The 22202-nt window shown below is 65.4% G+C and carries 24 protein-coding genes, 1 tRNA gene, 2 pseudogenes and 1 riboswitch; of the genes and pseudogenes, 13 read left to right on the forward strand and 14 right to left on the reverse strand.

Going from position 1 to position 22202, the window contains the following annotated elements:
* Positions 1-35 precede the first annotated feature (35 nt).
* The 6 genes from ABIB45_RS14390 to ABIB45_RS14415 form a co-directional block, all read right to left on the reverse strand.
* The gene (locus ABIB45_RS14390) at positions 36-1520 is read right to left on the reverse strand and encodes an FAD-dependent oxidoreductase (RefSeq protein WP_354216542.1); all 1485 of its coding nucleotides are present in this window, start codon (positions 1518-1520) and stop codon (positions 36-38) included.
* Between the two features lie 43 nt (positions 1521-1563).
* Positions 1564-2190, reverse strand: coding sequence for a DUF4232 domain-containing protein (locus tag ABIB45_RS14395; protein WP_354216543.1), 627 nt, complete (start codon positions 2188-2190; stop codon positions 1564-1566).
* 111 nt (positions 2191-2301) lie between these two features.
* On the reverse strand, positions 2302-3060 hold the full coding sequence (locus ABIB45_RS14400; RefSeq protein ID WP_354216544.1) for a YcnI family protein: 759 nt from the start codon (positions 3058-3060) through the stop codon (positions 2302-2304).
* 88 nt (positions 3061-3148) lie between these two features.
* Entirely contained in the window at positions 3149-3766 is a 618-nt protein-coding gene (locus tag ABIB45_RS14405) for a hypothetical protein (protein WP_354216545.1), read from the reverse strand.
* A gap of 81 nt (positions 3767-3847) precedes the next feature.
* A complete protein-coding gene (locus ABIB45_RS14410) occupies positions 3848-5233 on the reverse strand; it encodes a hypothetical protein (protein ID WP_354216546.1) in 1386 nt (461 codons plus the stop codon).
* A 66-nt stretch (positions 5234-5299) separates the two neighbouring features.
* Positions 5300-6376, reverse strand: coding sequence for an NAD(P)H-dependent flavin oxidoreductase (locus ABIB45_RS14415; RefSeq protein WP_354216547.1), 1077 nt, complete (start codon positions 6374-6376; stop codon positions 5300-5302).
* 175 nt (positions 6377-6551) lie between these two features.
* Between ABIB45_RS14415 and ABIB45_RS14420 the strand changes: the two genes are divergently transcribed.
* Positions 6552-6896, forward strand: a complete 345-nt coding sequence (locus ABIB45_RS14420; RefSeq protein WP_354216548.1) for a hypothetical protein — start codon at positions 6552-6554, stop codon at positions 6894-6896.
* Between the two features lie 105 nt (positions 6897-7001).
* Here the strand turns inward: ABIB45_RS14420 and ABIB45_RS14425 are convergent, their stop codons facing one another.
* A complete protein-coding gene (locus ABIB45_RS14425) occupies positions 7002-8150 on the reverse strand; it encodes a cation:proton antiporter (RefSeq protein WP_354216549.1) in 1149 nt (382 codons plus the stop codon).
* Positions 8151-8203: 53 nt separating this feature from the next.
* Positions 8204-8644 (reverse strand): hypothetical protein, encoded by a 441-nt coding sequence (locus ABIB45_RS14430; protein WP_354216550.1) that lies wholly within the window; start codon positions 8642-8644, stop codon positions 8204-8206.
* 112 nt (positions 8645-8756) lie between these two features.
* Between ABIB45_RS14430 and ABIB45_RS14435 the strand changes: the two genes are divergently transcribed.
* From ABIB45_RS14435 to ABIB45_RS14445, 3 genes are read left to right on the forward strand one after another with little or no spacing between them, the layout of a single operon-like run.
* Positions 8757-8948 carry a LacI family DNA-binding transcriptional regulator gene (locus tag ABIB45_RS14435; RefSeq protein ID WP_354216551.1) on the forward strand — a complete coding sequence of 64 codons (192 nt, stop codon included), beginning with the start codon at positions 8757-8759 and terminating at the stop codon, positions 8946-8948.
* Complete coding sequence (locus tag ABIB45_RS14440; RefSeq protein WP_354216552.1) at positions 8918-9322, forward strand: substrate-binding domain-containing protein; 405 nt, start codon at positions 8918-8920, stop codon at positions 9320-9322. The genes ABIB45_RS14435 and ABIB45_RS14440 overlap by 31 nt, the downstream gene beginning before the upstream one ends.
* On the forward strand, positions 9319-9537 hold the full coding sequence (locus tag ABIB45_RS14445) for a hypothetical protein (RefSeq protein WP_354216553.1): 219 nt from the start codon (positions 9319-9321) through the stop codon (positions 9535-9537). Before ABIB45_RS14440 ends, ABIB45_RS14445 begins: the two co-directional genes overlap by 4 nt.
* A gap of 218 nt (positions 9538-9755) precedes the next feature.
* On the opposite strand, the gene ABIB45_RS14450 is transcribed toward ABIB45_RS14445, so the two are convergent.
* Positions 9756-9845 (reverse strand) — tRNA-Ser (locus tag ABIB45_RS14450).
* Between the two features lie 522 nt (positions 9846-10367).
* Here ABIB45_RS14450 and ABIB45_RS14455 point away from each other — a divergent pair.
* From ABIB45_RS14455 to ABIB45_RS14470, 4 genes and pseudogenes are all read left to right on the forward strand, one after another.
* Positions 10368-10748 (forward strand): annotated as a pseudogene (locus ABIB45_RS14455) (HNH endonuclease signature motif containing protein); the annotation flags it as partial.
* A 137-nt stretch (positions 10749-10885) separates the two neighbouring features.
* Positions 10886-11929: a zinc-dependent alcohol dehydrogenase gene (locus ABIB45_RS14460; protein ID WP_354216554.1), complete on the forward strand. Its 1044-nt coding sequence runs from the start codon at positions 10886-10888 to the stop codon at positions 11927-11929.
* A 3-nt stretch (positions 11930-11932) separates the two neighbouring features.
* Positions 11933-12328: a 6-pyruvoyl trahydropterin synthase family protein gene (locus tag ABIB45_RS14465; RefSeq protein WP_354216555.1), complete on the forward strand. Its 396-nt coding sequence runs from the start codon at positions 11933-11935 to the stop codon at positions 12326-12328.
* A 2-nt stretch (positions 12329-12330) separates the two neighbouring features.
* Entirely contained in the window at positions 12331-13401 is a 1071-nt protein-coding gene (locus ABIB45_RS14470) for a glycosyltransferase family 4 protein (protein ID WP_354216556.1), read from the forward strand.
* 69 nt (positions 13402-13470) lie between these two features.
* Here the strand turns inward: ABIB45_RS14470 and ABIB45_RS14475 are convergent, their stop codons facing one another.
* A complete protein-coding gene (locus ABIB45_RS14475; protein WP_354216557.1) occupies positions 13471-13977 on the reverse strand; it encodes a nucleoside deaminase in 507 nt (168 codons plus the stop codon).
* Positions 13978-14107: 130 nt separating this feature from the next.
* Here ABIB45_RS14475 and ABIB45_RS14480 point away from each other — a divergent pair, with 130 nt between their 5' ends.
* The 3 genes and pseudogenes from ABIB45_RS14480 (at position 14108) to ABIB45_RS14490 (ending at position 15904) form a co-directional block, all read left to right on the forward strand.
* Entirely contained in the window at positions 14108-14800 is a 693-nt protein-coding gene (locus ABIB45_RS14480; RefSeq protein WP_354216610.1) for a phosphatase PAP2 family protein, read from the forward strand.
* Positions 14801-14841: 41 nt separating this feature from the next.
* The gene (gene upp, locus ABIB45_RS14485) at positions 14842-15477 is read left to right on the forward strand and encodes a uracil phosphoribosyltransferase (RefSeq protein WP_309812175.1); all 636 of its coding nucleotides are present in this window, start codon (positions 14842-14844) and stop codon (positions 15475-15477) included.
* Positions 15478-15593: 116 nt separating this feature from the next.
* Positions 15594-15904, forward strand: a pseudogene (locus tag ABIB45_RS14490) (VOC family protein).
* A 210-nt stretch (positions 15905-16114) separates the two neighbouring features.
* On the opposite strand, the gene ABIB45_RS14495 reads toward ABIB45_RS14490, so the two are convergent.
* The 4 genes from ABIB45_RS14495 to ABIB45_RS14510 all read right to left on the reverse strand — a co-directional run bounded on the left by ABIB45_RS14495 (position 16115) and on the right by ABIB45_RS14510 (position 19945).
* On the reverse strand, positions 16115-16558 hold the full coding sequence (locus ABIB45_RS14495) for a YdeI/OmpD-associated family protein (RefSeq protein WP_354216558.1): 444 nt from the start codon (positions 16556-16558) through the stop codon (positions 16115-16117).
* Positions 16559-16703: 145 nt separating this feature from the next.
* Positions 16704-17408, reverse strand: coding sequence for an aggregation-promoting factor C-terminal-like domain-containing protein (locus ABIB45_RS14500; protein ID WP_354216559.1), 705 nt, complete (start codon positions 17406-17408; stop codon positions 16704-16706).
* Between the two features lie 5 nt (positions 17409-17413).
* A riboswitch (cyclic di-AMP (ydaO/yuaA leader) is annotated at positions 17414-17568 on the reverse strand.
* Between the two features lie 93 nt (positions 17569-17661).
* Positions 17662-19197, reverse strand: coding sequence for a sensor histidine kinase (locus tag ABIB45_RS14505; RefSeq protein WP_354216560.1), 1536 nt, complete (start codon positions 19195-19197; stop codon positions 17662-17664).
* A gap of 7 nt (positions 19198-19204) precedes the next feature.
* A complete protein-coding gene (locus ABIB45_RS14510) occupies positions 19205-19945 on the reverse strand; it encodes a response regulator transcription factor (RefSeq protein WP_354216561.1) in 741 nt (246 codons plus the stop codon).
* A gap of 681 nt (positions 19946-20626) precedes the next feature.
* Here ABIB45_RS14510 and ABIB45_RS14515 point away from each other — a divergent pair.
* Together ABIB45_RS14515 and ABIB45_RS14520 are read left to right on the forward strand one after the other, a co-directional pair.
* The gene (locus tag ABIB45_RS14515) at positions 20627-21493 is read left to right on the forward strand and encodes a winged helix-turn-helix domain-containing protein (RefSeq protein ID WP_354216562.1); all 867 of its coding nucleotides are present in this window, start codon (positions 20627-20629) and stop codon (positions 21491-21493) included.
* A gap of 111 nt (positions 21494-21604) precedes the next feature.
* On the forward strand, positions 21605-22129 hold the full coding sequence (locus tag ABIB45_RS14520) for a SixA phosphatase family protein (RefSeq protein WP_354216563.1): 525 nt from the start codon (positions 21605-21607) through the stop codon (positions 22127-22129).
* The last annotated feature ends 73 nt before the right edge of the window (positions 22130-22202 follow it).

Genomic DNA, 22202 nt, shown 5'->3' on the forward strand with positions numbered 1-22202 from the left:
AGGGCCAGGACGGCCGGACCCGCGGGATGGACCAATCAACCCTGCCCTGCCCGGGGGAGGTTCTTCGTGGCGGGTCCCTCGAGAAGCTGGCCGTCACGGCTGAAACGGGAACCGTGGAGTGGGCAGTCCCAAGTCAGCTCACTGTCGTTCCAGTGCACGATTCCGCCGAGGTGGGTGCAGACGGCGGAGAGCCTGCACGTGGTTCCGTCCACTGTGGAGACCGCCACCGGCCGGATGCCGTCGCGGAAGACTTTCCCTTCGCCGTCGGGCGGTGGCGTCCCGTCAGAAGCGAGCTTCCGCCAGCCGGTGGCCAGCGTCGCAGCCACCTTGGCGTTGACGGCCACGGCCGAGAACGCGCCGGCGGCCGACGTGACCCGGTGATGGATGGTGTCCGCCCACGGGAGCTGGCCGCCCAGGATGTCGGCAGAAATCCCAAGGGCGACCGCCACGGCGTTCGTCATGCCCCACTTGTTGTAGCCGGTGCCGAAAAGAATCCGTCCCCGCCCTCGCGGCAGTTTGCCAAAGAACGGCATGAGGTTGGTGGCCTGGTAGTCCTGCGCGGACCACGTGTGGGTGGCCGCGGCGCCGGGGAAGTGTGTCCCCGCCCAGCCGAGCAGGTCCGCCAGGTGGGACTTTTCCGACGAGGTCCGCCCCACGTGATGCCCGTGCCCGCCCACGAGCAGGAGCCTGCGTCCGTCCGCCTCGTAGTCGCGGAGGGAATGCGTGGGCTCCTCGGCGGAAAGGTACATGCCCGGCGGCGGAGTGAGGCCGGGCGCCAGTTCCAGCGCCGCCGCATAGGACCGGTGCGGCTTCAGCTTCGCGAAGTAGAGGCCCCGGTCAAGTACCGGGATCCCGGTGGCCAGCACAACGTGCTCGGCCGTGACGGTGCCCTGATCCGTCTGGACTGTCAGGGGCCCGCTTCCGCTGACATCCCGCAGCCGGACCCCGCCCGCCACACTGCCGCCCCGGGCACGGATGTCACCCAGGAGCGTGTCCAGAACATCCATCGGGTTGGTCTGGGCCTGGTCCGCCAGCAGCAAGGCGCCCTGGATGGGGAAGGGGAGGCCGGCGTCGAGCACGTACTCCACGTTGAGTCCAGCGGTGGTTGCCGCGATCAGCTCCTCACGGAGCTTCTCGGCACCCCCGCCGGTGGTGGCGTACGTGTAGGCGTGCCGGCGTTGGTAGGGGACGCCGTTCTCGTCGAGGTAGCGCAGCAACCAGGCCTGCCCCTCCCGGTTGGCGTCCACGTAGGCCTGGACCTGCTTGTCCGAATACTGCCGGGACAAAGCGGCCAGGACGGTCCCCTGCAGCAGGCTGACCTTGGCCGTCGTATTTCCGGTAGTGGCAGCCCCCGGGAACCGGGCTTCGATCACCAGGATCTTCTGCCCGGACCGGGCCAGCAACAGCGCGGTGACCAGTCCGGTCAGTCCCGCCCCGGCCACCACAGTGTCGTACTTCGTGCCTGCGTTGAAGGGGTCAGGGCTGAAGGCGTTCCCGCGGTCCAACCAGATGGACGTCATGGAAGCTAAGTCTACTGACTATCGGCGGTTACGCCCATATCATCTAGGACGACTGGAAGGCTCCGATGGTCAACAGTTCGATCGCTGCGTTGCTGCAGGCCTGCCTTGGCTCGGCGAGGAACAGCGACGCCGTATCTTTCGGCGGGTAGATCCGGTAACCCGCCGCGGGGGTCAGCGCGCAGTCGGAGTAGTTGCCCGCCTGGGTATAACGGAGGACGGCGTTCCCACCCTGGCCGGGCGCCAGCAGAACGTCGGCAACGGGGGTGGACTCGTCGCGTTTGGCTGGGGCGCCGATGGGGGCACCGTTGGCGTCCGCTGTGAGGGACACTCCGGGGTAGCCCGTCAGGAGACACGGTTCGGTGCCGATATTGGTCAGGGTCAGGGTCATGTAGACGCTGCCGGCGGCCCCGCCGCCGGTGGCGTCAGTGGCCGCGGAGAGGGATGCGGCCTTGCAGAGTGCCGGACCCGCGCTCGTTGGAGGAGCGGACGACGACGGCGGCTGCGACGTGCTGGGAGCCGCCGAGGACGCCGTGGGGCTGGCTGAGCCCGTGGCGGGTTCCCTGGTGCCCTGCGGTTGCGCCTGGCTTGGAACGCATGCGGTGAGCATCAGTGCCGCCGCGGCAGCCGCCGTCGTAATCAAAAACCCTTGTGAAATTCGCTGAGACCTCATGCCATAACCTTCGCGGCAGGGGTTGCGTGAGTCAACGACGACGCGTATCCAGTGGGCGATTTGATGCCCGGATCGTGATGATCCGGGCATCAAATTGCCTGGTGAGGGCTGTTACTGGCCGGAGGTCCCGGCCGCCTGCTTGCGCGTGGCGCCGCTCCGCACAAACGCGGCACCGCCGAGGGCCAGTCCGCCGAGGCCGGCGGCGAGGCCTGCCCAACTGCGGGCGTCCGCACCGCTGTCGGTCACGGCGGCTGCCTGCTGGGTATCGGTGGAAGCGGCGTCGCCCGTGGCGGCCGCGTGGCCGTCTGCGGCGTGGGCGTCCGCTGCCTCAGAAATGGTGATGGACGGAGCCGGCGCCTTCAGGGAGTGCGGGTCCTGGCCGTCCGTGGCGATCTCAGACCAGTTCGTCAGCCCCGTTTCGCAGCTCTGCAGGGTGGGGAAGTAGAGCGTGGAGCCGGCGGCGTCGGGGAGCTTCACGGACAGCACCAGGGCGTCGCGCAGTTCGTGGGCCAGCAGGGTCCTAGCCGTGTAGACGATCTGGCTGGTTCGCTTGGTGATGGACGAGCCGTCGGCCAGTTTTTTGGGCTCGGCGAGCTGTTCAGTCACCTTTTCCACGGTCCAGTTCGGGTTCACCGTGGGCTGGGCGTCGTTGAGCTCTGCCGGCAGCGTGATGGCCACCTTGGTGGTGCTGGACTCCTCGCAACCGTGCGGGATGCCGAAGGTCAGCAGCGCGTAGGAGTTGGCCGCGGTCTTGTCCGGGGTGACGCCAACGTGGGCCGACGCGCCGGCGGCGGCGGTGAGCAGGAGGGCGGCGGTGCCGGCAGCGGCGGCGGCCGAGGTGAGGGCACGGCGGAGGACGGTGGTGTTCATGGGTGGGCCTTTCGGACGCACGCCCGTTTCGGGCGTGCGGAGGTAGAGGGGTTGGGCCCGTCCAGCGGTGGGTCCGGTACGGGCTGGGTCAGGGAAGCGCGACGACGGAAGGCGGGCCGCGCCGGCTGTGTTGCCTGAGGTTCCGCCAGGGGAGGTGGGGGAGAGCCGCCGGTGGGCCGGGCACCGCCGGCAGGGGACCGGCGTCGGGCGCTAATGCTTCGGGGAGCCGGACGACGGGCCCGAGCCACACCGCGAGTGACCAGAGGGCAGCCTCACCCTTGGCGAGGAGGAGCGCGCACGCGACGGTTGCCACGGTGTGGGCCGCGAGCATCAGGATGCCCGCGGGCGAACCCGCGGCGTGGATGTGACCGGCGTCCAGCGTGGGGATGGCTGCGCCGGAAAGGTGGTGGGCGGCCGCAGGCGCGTGGCTGCCTGTTTGGACCGGACCGCTGAAGGTCGTGAACACTTCGTGCAGTGCGAACTGCCCGGCACCCAGCACGGTGGTCATGGTGGCGACATTCAGCTTTAGCCGGGTGGCGGTGTTGGCCGTCAGGACTGTCAGTGCGAGGACGGCGAGCAGGATGCCTGGGGCTGGGAGATCACCGCCGCCCAGGACGTGTGCCCCGGAGGCGAGGGCCAGGATCCCCGTGGACAGCGACGCGGCACGGAGGGAATGGAAGGGAGCCCGGGCATGGTGAGTTCGCACGGATCCTCCCTGGATTCGATGCTGGCGGCAGCGTGCCGGCTGGTGCGGGCCACTGTGGGGGCCCGCGGCGACGTTCAGATTCTACCGGCCTTGAGGCGGGCGGCCGCTCCGTGGCGGGCCATGCAGGGCGACGACGTTGGACCCGGAATCCAGCACCTGGGCTGGCTGGTCCGCGGGATTCAGGAACCCCATGGCCTGCTGGACGCACTGGATGGCCACGGGTGGAACAACATAGTCCGTGCCGGTCTCCACCAGCCCGAGCTCAGCGAGCAAGGTGAGTTTATGCTTTGCCTCAAAGGCCGCGAACGACGCGTAGATTTCTTCGAAGCCGGTTGCATGGAGATTGGCCGCGTCGGATTCCGGATCGTCGACGTCGGTGTCCCCCGGATAGGTGTTCTCAAGATCGGTGTCACTCAGGAAGGAGCCCGCAAGGTCCATCGATGCCAGACTTTCGAGTTCGGCCACGGGCATCGGCTCGTCGGTGCTGCCATACGCAAGGACGGCCAGCAGCGTGCCGGCGACTGCTTCCTGGTCCCACACCTGATCCACATCGGTGAGGACTCCAACGAGGACAACCAACGAAAGCGCCCGGCGGAGGGCGAGCCGGTCTTCGATTTTTGCGCTGTTCCAAGCGGCTGCTTCCTGGCTTGGAACGGCACGGGTGGAGCCGAGCTTGATCAGGCCGGTACCCACCAGTGCCGCCCAGATTTCGCGGAGCACTGGCACGTCATGCATCGTGCCCACTTGCAGCGTTTGCGGCCGGCCCTCAGCAGCTTCCAGCTCGAAAAGCGCCGCAGGTCGCCCCGCAGCGCGCTTTCCGCGGGCCAGGACGCCGACTGCTGCGGCGGCCGGCTCGATGTCCTTCAGCCGCAGGGCGCCGGTACTGGTGACGTCCTTGCCCGTTCCCAGCCATTCCAGGAGGGAGGAGGCCCGCTGGATGAGCGGCATGGCTTCGAAGGCGGCGTCCTGCTCCTCGTCGCTGAGGTCAGGCACCTGGATGTCCGGAAGGCTCGGGGTTGCTGAGGCGATGCCGCTTCCGAGTGCCGAATGGAGTTCCTCATAAGCTTCCGCGGAGCCGGTCCAGCGGCCGGTCCCCTTCAGGAAGTGGATAAAAGAGTGCAATGCGAAGTAGATGTTGTGGAACGCATCATCAAATTCTTCAGGGTCCAGGGACACCGCTATCGATCCGGCCGCGGCCTCCACGCCCTCACTGTCAATGGCCGTGGCTGAGCTCGTTCCGTTGATGGCGTGCTGTGCGGTGAGGAAGAGTTTGACCAGCTCGAGGCACTCGAAGGCGTCGGCAGGATCAGGGAATTCAGTGGTGTGCTGAATGAAGTCAACGGCCATCGAATCAATCACCCGATGGTTCAAAACCAGTTGCAGGGGCATCTTGGGGGCCGACGGTACCGCCTTGAGGTGCCGCTGGTTCTTGCTTTTGGTCTTGGACTTGCCGGTTCTTTTGGTCAAGGGATGTGCCTCCGGTCCTCGTTGGGGATTGGCCTTTGTTTGTTCCGCGGGTTATTGGGGAGCTTACTAAACCGCGCTCCCGGCGAGGAGTTCGGACAGCACTTCAGCGGCAGTTTCGTGGCGAATCAGTGGCGTGGCCTGGCCTGCCCACAGCGACATCAGCTCCGTGTTGCCCTGGGCCGCCGCTTGCGGCCGGAAACGGCCGGTCAGCCAGTTCTGGACGGGGAAGGGGGCTCTTTCCGTGACTTGCGAGAGTTCGCCGATGATGCGATTGGGGATGCCGCGCGCCAATCGACCGCTCAGAACGCGTGTGAGCACTGTTTCCCCTGCGGCCGCGCTGTGGAGGAGGTGTCGATAGGCCGGCACGGCGGCGGATTCCCGGGTAGCCAGGAACGCCGAGCCCACCTGGACTGCGTCTGCGCCGAGGGCCCGTGCGGCAGCGTAGCCGCGGTGGTCCGCGATGCCGCCGGCAGCGATCACCGGGATCCTGATGGCGTCCACTACCTGGGGCACCAGAGCGAAGGTGCCAATAAGGGATTCTTCCGCGGGCTTCAGAAAAGAGACCCGGTGGCCGCCGGACTCCATGCCGCTGGCAACCACGGCATCCACGCCGCCGGCTTCCAGGGCAACTGCTTCGGCCACGGTGGTGGCGGTGCCGATCAGTACAATTCCAAGGCGATGGGCCTCCTCCACAAGTTCCGGGGCCGGTACGCCGAAGACAAAACTCACGACGGCGGGACCCGCCTCGAGCGTGGCAGCCACCTGCTCGTCGTAGTCCGGCATGTATTGGCCGGGCATTTCCGGAAGGGGGAGCCCCACTTCGTCGAAGTAGGGCTTCAGCGTTCCGACGTACTGGTCGAAGTCCGTGTGTGGGATGGAAGTGGTTTCGTCGCCGGTGGGAATCCAGAGGTTGAGGGCGAACGGCTTGGCAGTGGCGTTCCTGAGCTGGGCCGCGGTGGTGAGGATGGCGTCGGAGCTGTAGCCGTACAGGCCGTAGGAACCCAGCCCGCCGCCGTCGCTCACTGCTGCCGTAAGCTCCACCGACGATACTCCGCCGAAGGGCCCCAGAACCACCGGAACGTCCGTACCAAGGAGTTCAGTGATGCGGTTCGGCCGGGCGGAGGTGCGGTGATCGGGCGTCATGTGGGCTCCTGGAAGGTCACGGTGGCTTCGGGTCCAGTCTCGCAGGGCCGCCTCCTGGCCCCAAGTTGGGGTGGATTTTGGGACGTTCCCCTGCTGGTTCGTCGGGGTATGTACCCGGACATGGGGCCCGGCTAGACTGCTGGCGTAAGTCGCCAACTACCTCAGGGAGAACACGATGAACTACTCAGGCACTGGCAACGAAAAAGCGGTTTTGGCCAGCGAGCTCAACCGGACGCATGTGGGTCAGACGGTCAGCTTCGAACCGGACGAATTCACACTTGTGTTCGGCAAGATTGGCGCGATAGCCCGGAAGGAAGGCGGAGTCACCATTGCCTTGCGGGGTGTGGAAGGAAGCGGCGGCCTGCAGTCCAGTTACAGCCTCCCTGGCACTCAGCATGTGTATCTCCAGCCGGACATGCTGACGAACACCGAGTCCACCATCAAGGATCTTTTCGGCAAGGTCCAGGAAAACCTCCGCGGCGGCGGACACAAGGGAGAAGACAAAACGGACAAGCTGTAGCCGGTCAGCCTTTGGAGAGACGGCTTCGGCCGCGGAACAGCAGGGTTCTTCTGACGTGGTTACCCAGGGCTGCCTTGGCCGCTCCTTGCGGCCGCGGGCGGCACGCTAGGGCGCTTTTTGCATGCGCATTCCGTACGCGAGTGCTGCCCGGGCGCCTGCCGCAGCGCTCGCTCCGATGCTGAGGAGGGCCCCCAGGATTATGGCCGCTGCTTCGCCGGGTTCCAGCAAGTGCAATTGTGAGCCGATAGTGGCGGCGGCGACTGGAACACCCAGCTGGGATGCCGACATCAGTGCCAGCGGCAGTGGTTGGCCCAGAATCCGCAGGCTTGCGTGCACCAGCAGTGTGCCGATTCCCAAGCACAACCCCAGGAGGATCATCCGGGGACTGCCAGCCAAGGCGCTCAAATCCAAGGATGCGCCCAGCCAGACGAAGAACACGGGCCCCAGAAATCCGTCGTTCACCGCAAACAGCTGATGCGCCAGGCGCCGCGGCTCGCCGACGGCGGAGACCACCAGACCGAAGGAAAACCCTGCCAGCATGATGGAGACATGCCCTGCGACGGCCAGCCCTGCAAGTGCGAACAGCAAAGCTAGTTGGATGCGCAGTTCAAGGGCGAACTTCCGGTCCTCGGACACGTCGTGCATCCGGGCCCGTGTACCGTTGCGCTCTAGGCTGCGCAGGACGAAGTAGAGGATCGCTGCGCAACCGGCAACGGCCGCGGCTCCGAGGGCGGCCCGCCCGGCATTTGGTGGGTCAACAGCCAGCGGAAGAGCAACAATGCACGCGATGTCGGCGATCGCCACTTGCGCCGTGGTGGTCAGGACCTTGGGCCCGGACAGCCGCAAGGAATCGATGATCGGCAGCACCAGCGCCGCTGAGGACGATGCCAGCAGAACGACGTATAAGGGGGCGTGGCCGGTGCCGAATGACAGGGCGATCAGGATTCCGACGACGGCGGCGAGCGCTGCCGCGATCCCGGCGCGGAGGGCTCCGGTACCGAGCGCGGGACGGAGGGCCTTATCCCTGACGGGAACGTGCGTGCCGGCGACGAACATAACTAGGGCGAATCCAACGTCGGCCGCGAAGGTGAACGTGGGATCCGTCGAATCCACCAGCCCCAGCCCCGTCCGCCCGATGGCGATGCCCGCCACGAGTTGTCCCAGCACTACGGGAAGGTGCCACTTTTGGGGCAGTGCGAGCAGCGGGCCGAGCAAGGCAACGGTGGCGATCAGCGAAAGCTGAAAAAATGACACGTGCCTCCTCTCCTGGCGTTCTGTGATTGGCGCCCCGAGGAACGCGGTGGCAGTTACTGTGGCAGCCGGGCCAGTTTGAGCGGGATGTCCGTGTTCTCGTCCGTGTAGTAACTGGCGCAGACCCGGTGGTAGCCGTCCGCGACCTGCGCGGGAACGCCGCTGGCCAGGTCGCCGCAGACCATCAGGATGGGCGAGAGCCGTTTGCCGTCCCTGATTTTCTTCAGGTCCGAAGCCACATGGGCGTTGTCCGGAGGCAGCAGCACCAACCGGGCGGCCCGGAGGATGTCTTTGGCCTTGCGGTGCTCGATCGGGGCATCCCTGAGCGCCGAGACGAGGGAGCCGGCCACGTCGTCCGCAGCCAGCAAGGACAGGTAGCTGGACGCGTTCGGATAATCCTGGTCCTCGGGTGCGGGCAGCCAGAGAACTTCGCTTTTGTCTTCACCGTGCATGGCGTTCTCCCTTGGTGGCACCGCGGCGCGGATGATGGTGCTCAACAGTACTTACGCACCGAGACGACGGTCAACGCTGCGTTCAATCGAAAGGCCTCAAAGTCGTAGCCACGCAGGCCTTCCCTTTGCCACGGCTCCCGCTGAGGGGCGATATCCCATGCCGAGGACACGCAAGACGCCGGGCGGCCGGTCCCAGGCGGACGAGGACGTGCGGCGCGAGGGACTGACGGTCCGGATGGAAGACGTGGCGCGGGCCGCCAATGTGTCCCGCGCGACAGTCTCCCAAGTGCTGGTGGGCAACCCGCCGGTCTCCGCTCCATGGCGGTTCATCTGGAGGGCCGCGGGCTGACCGTCCACCGGGTCGACACCGACGCCTTCGGCCAGCCGACTGCCGGCATCGCCCGGATCGTGGACCTGGCTCGCGACGGCGCGGCCACAGCCGCCATGTTCCCCAACGACAACCGGGCCATGATCTTCCTCCGCGCGGCCCGCGCCGCCGGCCTCGACGTCCCGGGCGACGTATCGGTGACAGGTTGCGATGGCATCATCCAGGGCTTGGACCTGATCGGACTGGCGACTCTGCGCATCCCGGTGGAGCAAGTCGCGGCGCGCGGGGTTGAAGTCCTCGAACGTCTCATGAATGATCCGGGCGGGACCGAGGTCCGGCACAAAAAGTTCACCGGCCAATTCGTGCCCGGGGCAACTTTGGGCCCGTCGTCGTGAACAAGCCGACACCCGCCCGGCTGGCCGATGGCCGGGAACTGCTCTATTTCCACGACGCCGGCGCCCCGGGAACTTCCGGGCACCCGTTCCCGGACAAGCGTGACCTGCCGGCACGTCCACCGCTGGCTGAAATGCGGTTATACCCGATGCTGCGCCAGTGGGTCGCCTTCGCCGCACATCGGCAGACCCGCCACTCATCTGCCGCCGGCCGATGAATGCCCGTTGTGTCCCAGCGCCGGCGCGAGGGCCACAGGGATCCTTCTCTCTTGATCAGCCGGTGGGGCAACAATCGAGTTTGGACGAGAATCTTCGGGAACGGGGGTCAGCCCACCCCTGGCCAAAGGACTGGACACAACCGGCCAGTGGGCACCGCCATGGGGCAAAGCAAAGGCCCCGGTTACCTGTGTTTACACGGAACCGGGGCCTTTCTCATTGGCGGTGACGGTGGGATTTGAACCCACGTTGGCTTTGACACCAAACAACATTTCGAGTGTTGCACCTTCGGCCGCTCGGACACGTCACCAACCTGACTAGGGTACCGGAGCAAGGCTCACATCCCCAAAACGGCTGGTGATTGGGCTCGGTTTCACGTACCGGGGTTGCCATTGAGGACATCAGGCGCCTCGGTCGCAAAGTTATCCACATACGAGTTTTTCCTGACATCGTGTGCCGGACTCTCGCTGGATGATTTAGTTATGGAACGAAGAGCTGCGGTGGAGGTTGCGGAGGCTTTGGCTGCTTCTGCCACTGCGCTTGCTGTAGCTTTGCGGGGCACAGGATCTGCCGGAACGGGTCTGGTGGCGAAGCTGATCCGCTGCGGATGTTGGCGGATGATTTCCTGGACGGGTTAGCTGAGACTTCCCGGATTGACGCAAAGACGTCGGCACTGAGAGTCCATCTTGCGGCGGGCTACTCGCGTGCTGCGGAAGCCCTCGCGCGAGCAACCTGGCTCCTCGGGGGTAACTGCACCATCGACGTTAACGCCATCACCGGAGAGAACCCGAACCAGGCAGCTCCGACTATAGGTGGTTCCGACGGCGGTCCTGGTGGCTCCGGCGCTGGTGTTCCGTCGCCGCGCGCGCAGGTGCTGATCACGGTCCCAGTGATGGCTTTGCTGGGTGCGAGGGAGGAGCCGGCGATGTTGGACGGGTACGGTCCGATCCCGCCGTCGATGGCCCGGCGGCTGGTCGCCGACGGCGCGGACTCCTTCCACCGGGCCCTGATGGACCCGCGTGACGGTGCACCCCTGGAGATCGGGCGGGCCAGCTACCGGGTCACCAAAGCCCCACGACGCTGGCTCAGGCTGGGGGACGGGAGATGCCCCTTCCCGGGCTGTAATAACCAGTCCCTGGACAACGAAGCGGACCATGACCTGGCCTGCGCCAACGGCGGGACCACCGGGATCTCGAACCCTGGCCAGCCCTGCCTCGGACGGCTATCCCGAATGCCAACGGCCAGGGATCATCTGCCTATCCGGTGGAAACTCCTTAACGAGTGGCGCCATTGCCAGCAGCGTTGCGCGGTTCCGCCAGCCACCTCCAGCGGACTAGATTCATCAGCAAGATGGCTACTCCAGATGAACCAACCCCTCAGGCAGCTCAGGCAACGGCGTATTGGACCACCGGCCCGGAACACGGTGAACTCCGGGACGAGCTGTTGCATCCCCCGGGAGCGGGCGAAGCACTGGTACGTACGCTTTACTCCGGCATCAGCAAAGGCACGGAAATTGTGGTTCACACCGGCTCCGTCCCGCCTCGGGTGGCTGAGGCAATGCGTGCGCCACACCAGGAGGGATCGTTCCCGTCTCCAGTGAAGTTCGGCTACCTATCTGTCGGCATCGTTGAACAGGGCCCGGAAGACTGGATGGGCCAAAAGGTCTTCTGCCTGAGTCCCCACCAAGACCGCTACGTCATCGACACCGCCGCACTGACCAGAATTCCCGACGGCGTCCCCGCCCGCCGCGCCGTGCTCACCGGGACCGTGGAGACAGCCGTCAATGCACTGTGGGAAGCCGGACCGAGGCTCGGGGACAGGATCGCCGTCGTCGGTGCCGGGCTGGTGGGAGGCATGGTGGCCACACTCCTGCGCACATTCCCTTTGGCCCGCCTGCAGCTCGTGGACCTGGACCTGGAACGGAAGCAGCTGGCGGACAGGCTCGGCGTGGAATTTGCCCACCCGGATGATGCCGAAGCGGACTGCGACGTCGTATTCCACTGCTCGGCGTCGCAGGAGGGTCTGGAACGCAGCCTGCAACTGGCCGGCGACGAGGCCGATGTCATCGAAATGTCCTGGTACGCCAACCGCGGCGTCACCTTGCCGCTCGGCGAGGACTTCCATGCCCGCCGGCTCTCCATCAGGGCCAGTCAGGTGGGCGTTGTGGCTCGGGCACGACGGCATCGGCGAACGACCGCCGACCGCCTGAACCTTGCAGTATCCCTCCTCAAGGACCCCGTCTTCGACGCCTTCCTCACGGGCGCATCTCCCTTCTCAGACCTGCCGGACGTGGTGCAGAACCTGGCCACCGGACAACTCGAAGCCTTGTGTCACGTGATCGAATACCCCAACGCTGAAAAGTACAGTGATCCAGCCCCCGGAGACAGGACGTAGCCTGTGTTCAGCCTGACTATCCGCCGACATTTCATGATCGCCCACAGCCTCCCGCGCGAGGTCTTCGGCCCCGCCCAGGCCCTGCACGGGGCCACCTTCGTGGCGGAGGTGACGTTCCGGCGTCGTGCTTTGAACGAGGATGCGATAGTGCTGGATATCGGAGCCGCCGGCGGCATCATTGAAGGTGTCCTGGCGGGGCTCAATTACACCAACCTCGACGAGCACCCGGACTTCTTCGGCAGGCTGAGCACCACCGAGGCGCTGGCCGAATATATCGCCCAGGCCGTGGCAGGGCAGGTCGAGGACGACGCTGACGGCCGCGAGCTCGCAGGTATCGACGTCACCCTGCGCGAAAATCCTGACGCCTGGGCTTCCTGTTCCCTGGACCTGTCCGCCTGACCATGCGCGTCAGGTTCCTGGTTCCCGGCAACGTCCGCCACATCTCAGGCGGCAACGTTTATAACGCACGCCTCGTCGAGGGGTTGAGGACTTTGGGTGTCGACGTCGAGGTTCTCTCGGTGGAGGGGGAGTGGCCGGATGCCGGGATGAGTGACCGACGGCGGCTGGGCAGTCTGCTGGGAGCAGGCGAACCGGAGGCGGAGATCAAGTCGGCCGCGGTCACGGTGGTGGACGGGCTCATCGCGTGCGGTGCCCCTGAAGAGCTGGAGGCTGCCGCCGCTGCGGGGCGCAGCGCATGGGTGCTGCTCCATATGCCGTTCCCCAGCCATACCGACGGCGAGCAGCGGTCCCTGCAGGCAGCCGCTGGCGTGATCTGCTCCAGCACGTCAGCCGCTGACCACGTCAGGGAACTACACGGCTTTGCGACCAGCCGGGTGGCCCTGCCCGGCACGGATCCTGCGCCGGTTTCGGCGGGTTCGGACCCAGTACACATTATTTCGGTAGCCGCGCTGCTGCCCAACAAGTCCCAGATACTCCTGGTGGAAGCGCTCGCCAAGCTCCAGGACCTGGCATGGACGGCATCCCTGGTGGGCACGGACGACGCCGACCCCGCCTACGCGGCGCAACTCCAGGCTTCCATATCCTCGCACGGATTGGACGGCCGGATCCGGCTAACCGGTCAGCTCGCCGGACACGCCCTGACGGACGAATGGAACCGGGCCGACCTGAGCGTGCTTGTCTCCAAAGCCGAAGCGTTTGGTTTGGTGGTTACGGAATCGCTGGCCCGGGGAATCCCGGTCATCGTCCGTGCCGGCACCGGGGCTGTGGAAGCACTGGGCATGGGCGCCCGGCCGGTCCTGCCGGGAAGCGCCGTCGTCCTTGCCGGCAGCGAAAGCGGCGAGCCGGAGATTCTCGCAGGGACGATCCGGGAGTGGCTATCGGACCGCACTTTCCGAACGGATTGGCGAGCCGCAGCGCTTGATGCCCGGAAACATATGCCCCACTGGGAATCCACCGCGCGCAACGTAGCGGCGGTCCTCGGTGCGTTCCCGCAGGTGCCCCATCAGGCATGACCAAACATGCCACAACCGACCCGGGCTCTGGGCGAAGCGCTATCTGTTGCCTAGAACTTGCCACGATACCTAGAGCTTGCCGCGGTGGGCGGCAAAGAAATCCCTCAGCAGGGCCCGGCACTCGTCCTCCCTGACGCCGCCGTAGACCTCCACCCAATGATTGAGCCGGCGCTCGCGGAGGACATCGAACACTGAGCCGGCCGCCCCGGCTTTCTCGTCCCAGGCGCCGAAAACCACTCGGGGAATCCTGGCCAGCACCACCGCTCCTGCGCACATGGCGCACGGCTCCAGCGTGACAACCAGTGTGCAATCTTCCAGCCTCCAGCCGTCGCCGGTGCCGCCATCCAGTTTCGACAGCGCACGCAGCCGGTCCGCTGCCCGGCGGATGGCGACCACCTCCGCGTGGGCGGTGGGGTCACCCAGTTCCTCCCGCTGGTTCCGTCCGGAACCCAGCAAGCCGCCGTCGGGCCCTATGACAACGGCACCGATGGGCACGTCCTCGGTGGCCAGTGCACGCCGGGCTTCGTCGAGGGCAAGACCCATCCACTCACTGTGTTTCTTATCGCCGGGGACCATGGCTCAATGATAGTTTCGAGGGATATCCATCCTTGCCACCCGCCGATGCCAGGAGGAACTCGTGGACGTCGATACATTCAGGGCCCGTGCCGGCCAGTGGTTCAGACCGTATGCCGCGTTGTGGGTCACCATGCTGGTGGGCGGCGTGCTGGTGGTGATCATGGCGCTGCTGGGTGCCGAGGTCTATGACAGCGTGGTGGACGACGCAGGGCTGACGTCCCTGGACCAGCCCGCTTTGGAGCTTTCCGAGAGCCTGCGGGCCCCCGCACTGGACGCGGGCGTCACAGCCTTTACTAATATTGGCGGCGGAATCGGCATGCCCATCCTGGCAAGCATCCTGACCGCCTGGCTCACCGTGCTGAGCAGGACCTGGCGGCCCATCATCCTGGTGGGCGGCGCGGCGGCCGTGTCCACCCTGGCCACCACAGTGGGCAAGCGTTTGGTTGGCCGCACCCGTCCCGACCATGCCGACGCGGTCCCGCCTTACGAGACGTCGCCCTCTTTTCCCAGCGGTCACACGTTGAACACCACTGTGGTGATCGGCGTAATTGTGTACATCATGTGCCTGCAATTCGAGATAACTTGGGCCCGCCTCACGGCGATCGCCGCAGGTTTGGTGTTCATCATCGCCATGGGCCTGAGCCGAGTCTTCCTGGGTCACCACTGGCTGACGGACGTGATGGCCGGCTGGTTCCTGGGGTTCGCCTGGGTGGGCATAGTGATCCTGGCACATCGGCTGTTCCATGTGCTGCGGAAACGGGAGCACGGAGGGCCGCCGCCAACGTTCGAGCACCCCGCCATCCGGGACGAGCAGCCGAGCTGACTCCTGGCAGGGGCTCCCCGCCCGGATGGTAGTTTTGACGCATGCGCACTCTCGTTGTGGACCACCCGCTGGTCGCCCATAAGCTCACCGTCCTGCGGGACAAGAACACACCGTCACCGGTCTTCCGGATGCTGACGGAAGAGTTAGTGACACTGCTCGCGTATGAGGCCACCCGCGACGTCCGCACGCAGCCTGTGACCATCGAGACCCCGGTGAGCACCACAGTGGGAACCGCCTTCACCAAGCCCACACCCCTGGTGGTGCCCATCCTCCGCGCGGGCCTGGGCATGCTGGAGGGCATGACCAAGCTCGTCCCCACAGCTGAAGTGGGATTCCTGGGCATGGCCCGCGACGAGGAAACCCTGGACATCATCACTTACGCCGAACGTCTCCCGGAGAACCTCACGGACCGGCAGATCTTTGTGCTGGACCCGATGCTGGCCACCGGCGGCACCTTGCGCGAAGCCATCAAGTTCCTCTTCAAACGAGGCGCCTCGGACGTGACCTGCATCTGCCTTCTGGCTGCGCCGGAAGGGTTGGCGAAACTGGAAGAAGAGCTTGCTGACGCGAACGTGACCATCGTCCTGGCCTCCATCGACGAGAAGCTCAACGAGAAGTCCTACATTGTGCCGGGACTCGGCGACGCAGGGGACCGGCTGTACGGCATCGCTGGCTAAAGCAGCGGACCCTCAGAAGGCACGGCACGGTGCGGTGCGGTTTAGGAGGGTAGGTGCGGGCGGCAGCCCCGGCTGCGCGTGCCGGGCTCGATGGTTCCGACTGCGAGTACCCGCCGGTGACGGACAGGGTTGGCTTCAATGCGGACTTCGATGAGCGGCCCAGCGAGTCCATCCGCTTTGTCCAGCTGACACCCCGGCTCCGCGTGCGCAATCTGCATCGGCGAGGGACTCACAGACGCGCCGCCAGGTACGGCACCCAGCCCGCAGCTCGTGGTCAGCGACATCCGTGCCGCCCATGACCGCCTCCAAAACAAGGGTGTCGCCGTGAGTGAAGTGGACGTTCAGGACTGGGGCCATTTCGTGTCTTTCGGGGATCCCGACGGCAACAAGTGGGCTGTGCAGTAACATCCCTGGCCGTGAGGCCTAGGGCAAAATGGAGAGATGAACAACCCAGCCCTTTGCCGCCCGTGCGCTTTCCTGCCGGGCAGCCCTCTTCGACATGGAAACGAGTGCGCTGCGGGCATTCGGACGGTAGCCATAGGCCCCAACGCCGGTCAACTGCTTGACGGAGTCCTATATATCCCGGACTACGGCTGGGTAGACGCTTCCCTGGAGGCGGACGGCGAGGGCCAACAAATCATTTCTTCCCGGCTTTGAGATCGGCTACAACCTTCGCGATCCGGCGGGCGCGGGTTTCCGCTGTCCTGGCATCGGCGATGGGCTCCACGTACCGCCGCTGGGTGCTGTAATTCAGCGTGGCATAGAACGCCTGGGCATCCGGTTCGGCGGCCAGGGCTGCGGCCAGGTCGTCAGGGACCTCAATGATGCGCGGCTGCGTGTCCAGTTCCACGTCCACCTCGACGGTGTCGCCGGACGCCACTCCGGTGAATTCACGGTTGGCGGCGCTCACGCCAACCAGGTTCTGCCCGCCCATGACGGCAATGCTGCTCCGGTAACTCCTGCCGTTGATGGTCACCACCACCGGCGGACGCTTGCCTGCACCGAGCGCCGCGACGACCTCCTCGGGAACTTCAATGCCCGCCTTGTTGCCGCTGCCCAGAACCGTGGTGGTGAATTTCATGGCCCCAGTATGCCGCGGCGCCCGAAGCCAGGGAAGCGCGGATCCCGAGGACAACCTGCTGAGTAAGCCGGGGATGCAGGACAGCAGGCCCTGAACCGGGGGATTCAGGGCCTGCTGTGGCTGTTGGGATTCCGGAGAATCGTGCTTAGTACCAGTTGTGCGACAGGTGGAAGTTCAGCGCACCGCACGGTGACTGGTAGCGCTCCTGGATGTAGTTCAGGCCCCAGTTGATCTGCGTGCGGTAGTTGGTGAGGTAGTCAGCGCCGGCGCTCGCCATCTTCTCGGCGGGCAGTGATTGGACGATGCCGTACGCGCCGCTGCTTGCGTTGGTGGCGGTGGTGGTCCAGTCAGATTCCTTGGTCCACAGCGTCTGCAGGCATGGCATCTGGTCAGCGGACCAGCCGCGGCTGGCCAGTTGGCCCGCAGCATAAGCCTGGGCTCCGGCGGGATCGTTAACGGCCACAACCGGCGCGGGCTCGGGTGCCGGAGCGGGAGCGGGGGCTGGCTCGGGTTCCGGTGCAGGAGCCGGTGCGGGAGCCGGCGCAGGTGCTGGTTCGGCTGCCTGCGGGGCAACGCTGATCTCGGGCGCTGCAGGTGCCGGTACGGGATTCGCCAGCATCTCGGCCTTTTCCATGCTCAGCTTCGAGTCGGCTTCCGCAGTGGACAACTGCTGCGTGTCGCTGGCTGCTGTCATCGTGTTGGACTCGGACGCGTGGCCCGCTGCGCCCAACCCGATGAGCATGGCGCTCGCCGCGGTGAGCACGGCTACGCGCTTCCCCAGGGACGGAAACTTGTTGCGAAGCGTGGTGCCGCCGCCGACTGGGCGTGTTTGTACCTTGGATTTAGACATGATGGATCGCCTCTCACACCTGCGGAGTTAGCTGTCGGGTTCGGATGAGGGCATCCGGCCACACGGAAATTCAGTGCTGGCTTTACCCCAAGGGCATTACGCCCGGGACTCTGGGTCCCCCGCCTCTGCCTGGTCAAGCGGAATCCGGTAAGCGGCAGAGCTTGGCGTCATCCGGATATGCGGCCCGAATGGGATCCGCACTCTATCGACGGTACAGGAGCTCAGCACTGAAGTCACATTTTGGTAACAGGAATCACGGCGACGGCGCGTTGCCTTGCAGCGCAGCGGCCCCGGCGGGTAGGCGCAGCACGAACTCCGTGCGTCCGGGGCGCGACTTCACCTCCACGGTGCCGCCATGCGCCTCAATAATCGACTGAACGATGGACAAGCCCAGTCCACTGGTGCCCTCGGAAGCCCCCGGCCCGGACTCCGGCGCTGTGCCCTTGCGGGCGGCGTCTGCGCGGGCAAACCGCGAGAAAACGTGGTCCACGAAGTCCGGCGGGATGCCCCCGCCGTCGTCCGTCACCGAAATTTCGGCATTGCCATCGGCGGACTTCCGCACGCTGCTGACCACGGTGGTCCCTGGTGTGGTGTGTTTGCGTGCGTTGGAAAGGAGGTTCACCAGTACCTGGCGCAGCTGGGACGCGTCGCCGTTGACGGAGAGCGGCTCGTACGGAAGTTCTAAGTGCCAGTGGTGATCCGGCGCGATCACCTTTTCATCGCTGACCGTTTCGATGACGAGCTGGGTGAGATCAACCTCGCTGAGTTTCAGGGGCTGCCCCTCGTCGAGCCGGGCCAGCAGCAGCAGATCCTCCACCAGCGTGGTCATGCGTTCGGACTGGCTCTGCACCCGTGCGAGCGATTTCCTGCCATCCGGTGTGAAGTTCTCGGTCATGCGCATCAGCTCTGTGTAGCCCCGGATGGCGGTCAGCGGTGTGCGCAGTTCATGGGAGGCATCGGCTACGAACTGCCGCACCTTGGTCTCGCTCCGCTGCCGCGCTTGGAGGGCATTGGCGACGTTGTCCAACATTAGATTCAGGGCGTGGCCCACACTGCCCACTTCAGTTCCGGGATTGGCGTTCGACGGCGGGATCCGCACGGCGAGTGCCACCTCGCCAGCGTCCAGCGGGAGTCTGGCCACCTGGGTGGCTACTTCAGAGAGCTGCTCGAGGGGCTTCATGGTGCGCCGGATCAGAACCGTGCCGGCCAGCCCGATCAGCAACAGTCCGCCCAGGGAAACGAACACGAAAGTCCACACCAGCGAAGCCAGGGTGCCCTCCTTGGCCGCCAGCGGAAGTCCGGTGACCAGGAGATCGCCGTATCTGGTTTGGACAGCCAGAATCCGGTAATCCCCGTTGGACAGGGAGCGGTCCACGGGGTTGCCGTTGTGCGTCAGCTCGAGCAGGGTTTCCTTGTCTTTGGCGTCGAGGGCCAGGCGCGTGGTGTCCGAGTCCAGGTATCCGCCACTGATGATCTGGCCGTTCAGGATGCGTGCATTGAGCGTCCCCACACTCTGCCCACGGGAGTCCAGGGGATCGGGCCTGCCGTTGAAGCCACCCAAGGGCTGGCGGCCAGGATCATTCGAACGTTTCGCAGCCTGGCTCAGCTGGTCATCCAGCTGCCTGGTCAGAAAAGAGCCCATAGACGCATAGCTGAACAGCCCGACCGCGCCGCAGATGGCCACCAGCAGTGCCATGGCCAGCAGGATCAGGCGGGTGCGCAGATGCCAGGTGGACGGTTTCAGCCAGCTGCGGGCCGGTGCCGTGGTTGTTGGTGGCGGAGTGGACATGGAGCTGCTACTCCGCCGGCTTGATGACGTATCCAGCGCCGCGCACGGTGTGGATCATGGGCGGCTGCGCGGCGTCCACCTTTTTGCGCAGGTAGGAAATGTAAAGCTCCACAATGTTGGCCTGCCCGCCGAAGTCATAATTCCAGACCCGGTCCAGGATCTGGGCCTTGCTGATCACGCGTTTGGGGTTTTCCATGAGGTAGCGGAGAAGCTCGAACTGTGTTGCCGTGAGCTGGAGTTCGTCCCCGGCCCTGGTGACTTCCCGCGTATCGATGTTGAGTACAAGATCACCCACCACCAGTTCGGCGGTGTCCATGGCGGCAACTCCGGACCTCTGGACCAGGCGGTGCAGCCGCAGCAGGACCTCTTCCATGCTGAAGGGCTTGGTGACGTAGTCGTCCCCTCCGGCGGCCAGGCCCGCGATCCGGTCGTGGACAGCGTCCTTCGCGGTCAGGAAGAGCGCAGGTACCTCCGGCGCAAAGGCGCGGATCCTGCCCAGCACCTCGACGCCGTCGAACCCTGGCAGCATCACGTCCAGTACCAGCACGTCCGGACGGAACTCCTTGGCAAGCTTGACGGCCTCCGGGCCGTCCGCGGCTACGGCAACAGACCAGCCGGCCATCCGCAGCCCCATGCTCATGAGTTCGGAAAGGCTGGGTTCGTCGTCGACTACGAGAGCGCGGATAGGGGAGCCGTCGGGGTGCGTCAGCTGCGGCAGGTTGTTGGTCATGGAGTGCGAAGTAGCCATGGGACAACTCTCTGATCTGTGGGTTAGTTCACCCTGCGGCGTTCCTGTGCGCAAGCTGTGAATCCCAGCCTAGCGAGCTGGACGGACCGGGGCGCCGCTGGGCGGTCCTATGCGGAAAGCGTCACCGCGGTGGCACGAATCACTCTCCAAATCCGCAACAGGCAGTCGCAGGGGCATTTTCAGCCGCCGGGCGCCTTCGCGGTTGGACAGGGAGCAAAACGGCATAGGCGATTTCAGTAATCCATACCTTTATGAATTTCACCAGATGGACTGGGGTACCTGCCGAACAATGTTCGCGAGGAGGGTGCCCTTTGGCTTCTTTCGCAGATAACGACTGTTATTTTGTGGTCCTGACAGAATTGTGATCTACAACACAGTTGGACCGCTTGTCTCACAATGCGGAACATTAGGGCCTTTGTTACTTGCAAGTTCTCATTGTTACGTTGCACACTTTCAATTGTGAACAAGAACTCAACGGCACCTGCAGCCGCAGAATATTGGCCCAGCACATCCGCTGCTGCCGACATGCGCTGTTGTCGAATGCACGCCTGACCTTCAGATCCCACCAAGTTCTTAGGCATTCGCCCCCAGTCCGGATTCGGGTGCCCCTCCCAGATTTTCAGTGCGGGAAACCCAGCATTCGAGCCGTCGTAACGGCCATTCACATTGAGGTAAGCATTCATGTCAGTTGCATCCGGATACGTCCACATCTCCGTCCGTAACGCAGGTAAGCCCAGCCAGGCCCCGGGTCTCCGCCAAGGTTTTGGTACCCGTTCGGGGTTCGCCCCGGCCGCCCCCGGAACCAGCTTTCCCGCCCCCGGCTACGTACCTCAGGGCTACAACCCCAACTCCTACGGCCAGCTCCGCGCCGTCCAGCCCAACGAGGCCGCGCCGCTCACCGCGCCGACGCCAGTTGTGGCAGGGGCCAACGCCGTGCGGCCCGTCGCCAACGACAACGCGGCCCGCGGCTTTGTGCTCTACATGGGCATCGATGAGGAAACCGCAGCGGCTGCCGGAACCTCCATCGCCAAGCTCGCCCAGGAAATCCGAGCCTACGCACAGTCCCTGGTGACCGGTGCCGAAAGCTACGCTGCCGTGGCCATGGCCCCGACCGGCACCCCGGGTTCCGCGCTCGACGTCGTCCGCTCCACGTTCGGTGACCCCACCGTCAATGCCCAGAAGCGCACCGAGACCGCCCGGCTCCAGCAGTCCGCCGAGCCCCGTCCGTCCGGCGTCCTCATTGACCTGGCCCGCCGTGAAGTCCACCTCGACGGCGAATCATTGAACCTGACCTTCAAGGAATTCGAGCTCCTCAACTACCTTGTGGAAAACGGCACTCGCACCGTTGGCCGCGATGAGCTGCTCGAGGGCCTGTGGCGCAACGCCGAGGAAGTCCCCAACGAGCGCACCATCGACGTCCACATCCGCCGCCTCCGCTCAAAGCTTGGCCGTCTGGCCAACACTGTGCGCACGGTCCGCGGCCAGGGCTACCGCTTCTACGAGCACCCCGAAGTAGTGGTCTGGGCCGCTCCGGAATACTCGATCTAGGCCTTTAGCGACGCACGAAAGCGCCTGCCCGTTAGGGTCCGTGACGACTGGTCACCGTGGCGGTGCTCGACGGCGCCGGGGCTCCGGGCGCGTGGGCATTAGGCTTGGGAGATGAACGACCACCACATTAAACGCCTGGTGATCATGCGCCATGCCAAGGCTGACTGGCCCGGCGACGTGGCGGATCACGAACGGCCGCTGGAGGAACGCGGGCACCGCGAAGCGCCCCTTGCCGGGAAATGGCTGGTCAAACACGGCATCCTGCCGGACTTCATCCTCTGCTCCAGTGCGCTGCGCACCCGCCAGACGTGCACCTGGGTGTGCTCCGAACTGGGGGATAAGGCCCCGACGCCGAAACTTGAGGACGGTCTGTACGCCGCCTCCGCACTGCGGATGCTCACCGTGGTCAACCATGTGCCGGACACTGTCACCACCCTGATGCTCATCTCGCACATGCCCGGAGTCCAGGACCTGGCGATGCACCTGGCGTCGCGGGACTCAAACCACGACGCCTACATGGACGCCGCAACGCGCTATCCCACGAGTGCACTCACCGTCCTGGAAACTGAAAAGTCCTGGGCCGAACTGGACGGCCAGGACGCCCGGATCACCAAATTCAAGGTTCCGCGCCACTGACCCGGAGCTGCGCCGCTTCGCTGACCCCGCGTCCAGCCTGTGTTCGGCTTTGGTACATCGAAGGGGCAGTCTG

The organism is Arthrobacter sp. UYCo732 (assembly GCF_040547265.1).
GTDB lineage: Bacteria > Actinomycetota > Actinomycetes > Actinomycetales > Micrococcaceae > Arthrobacter.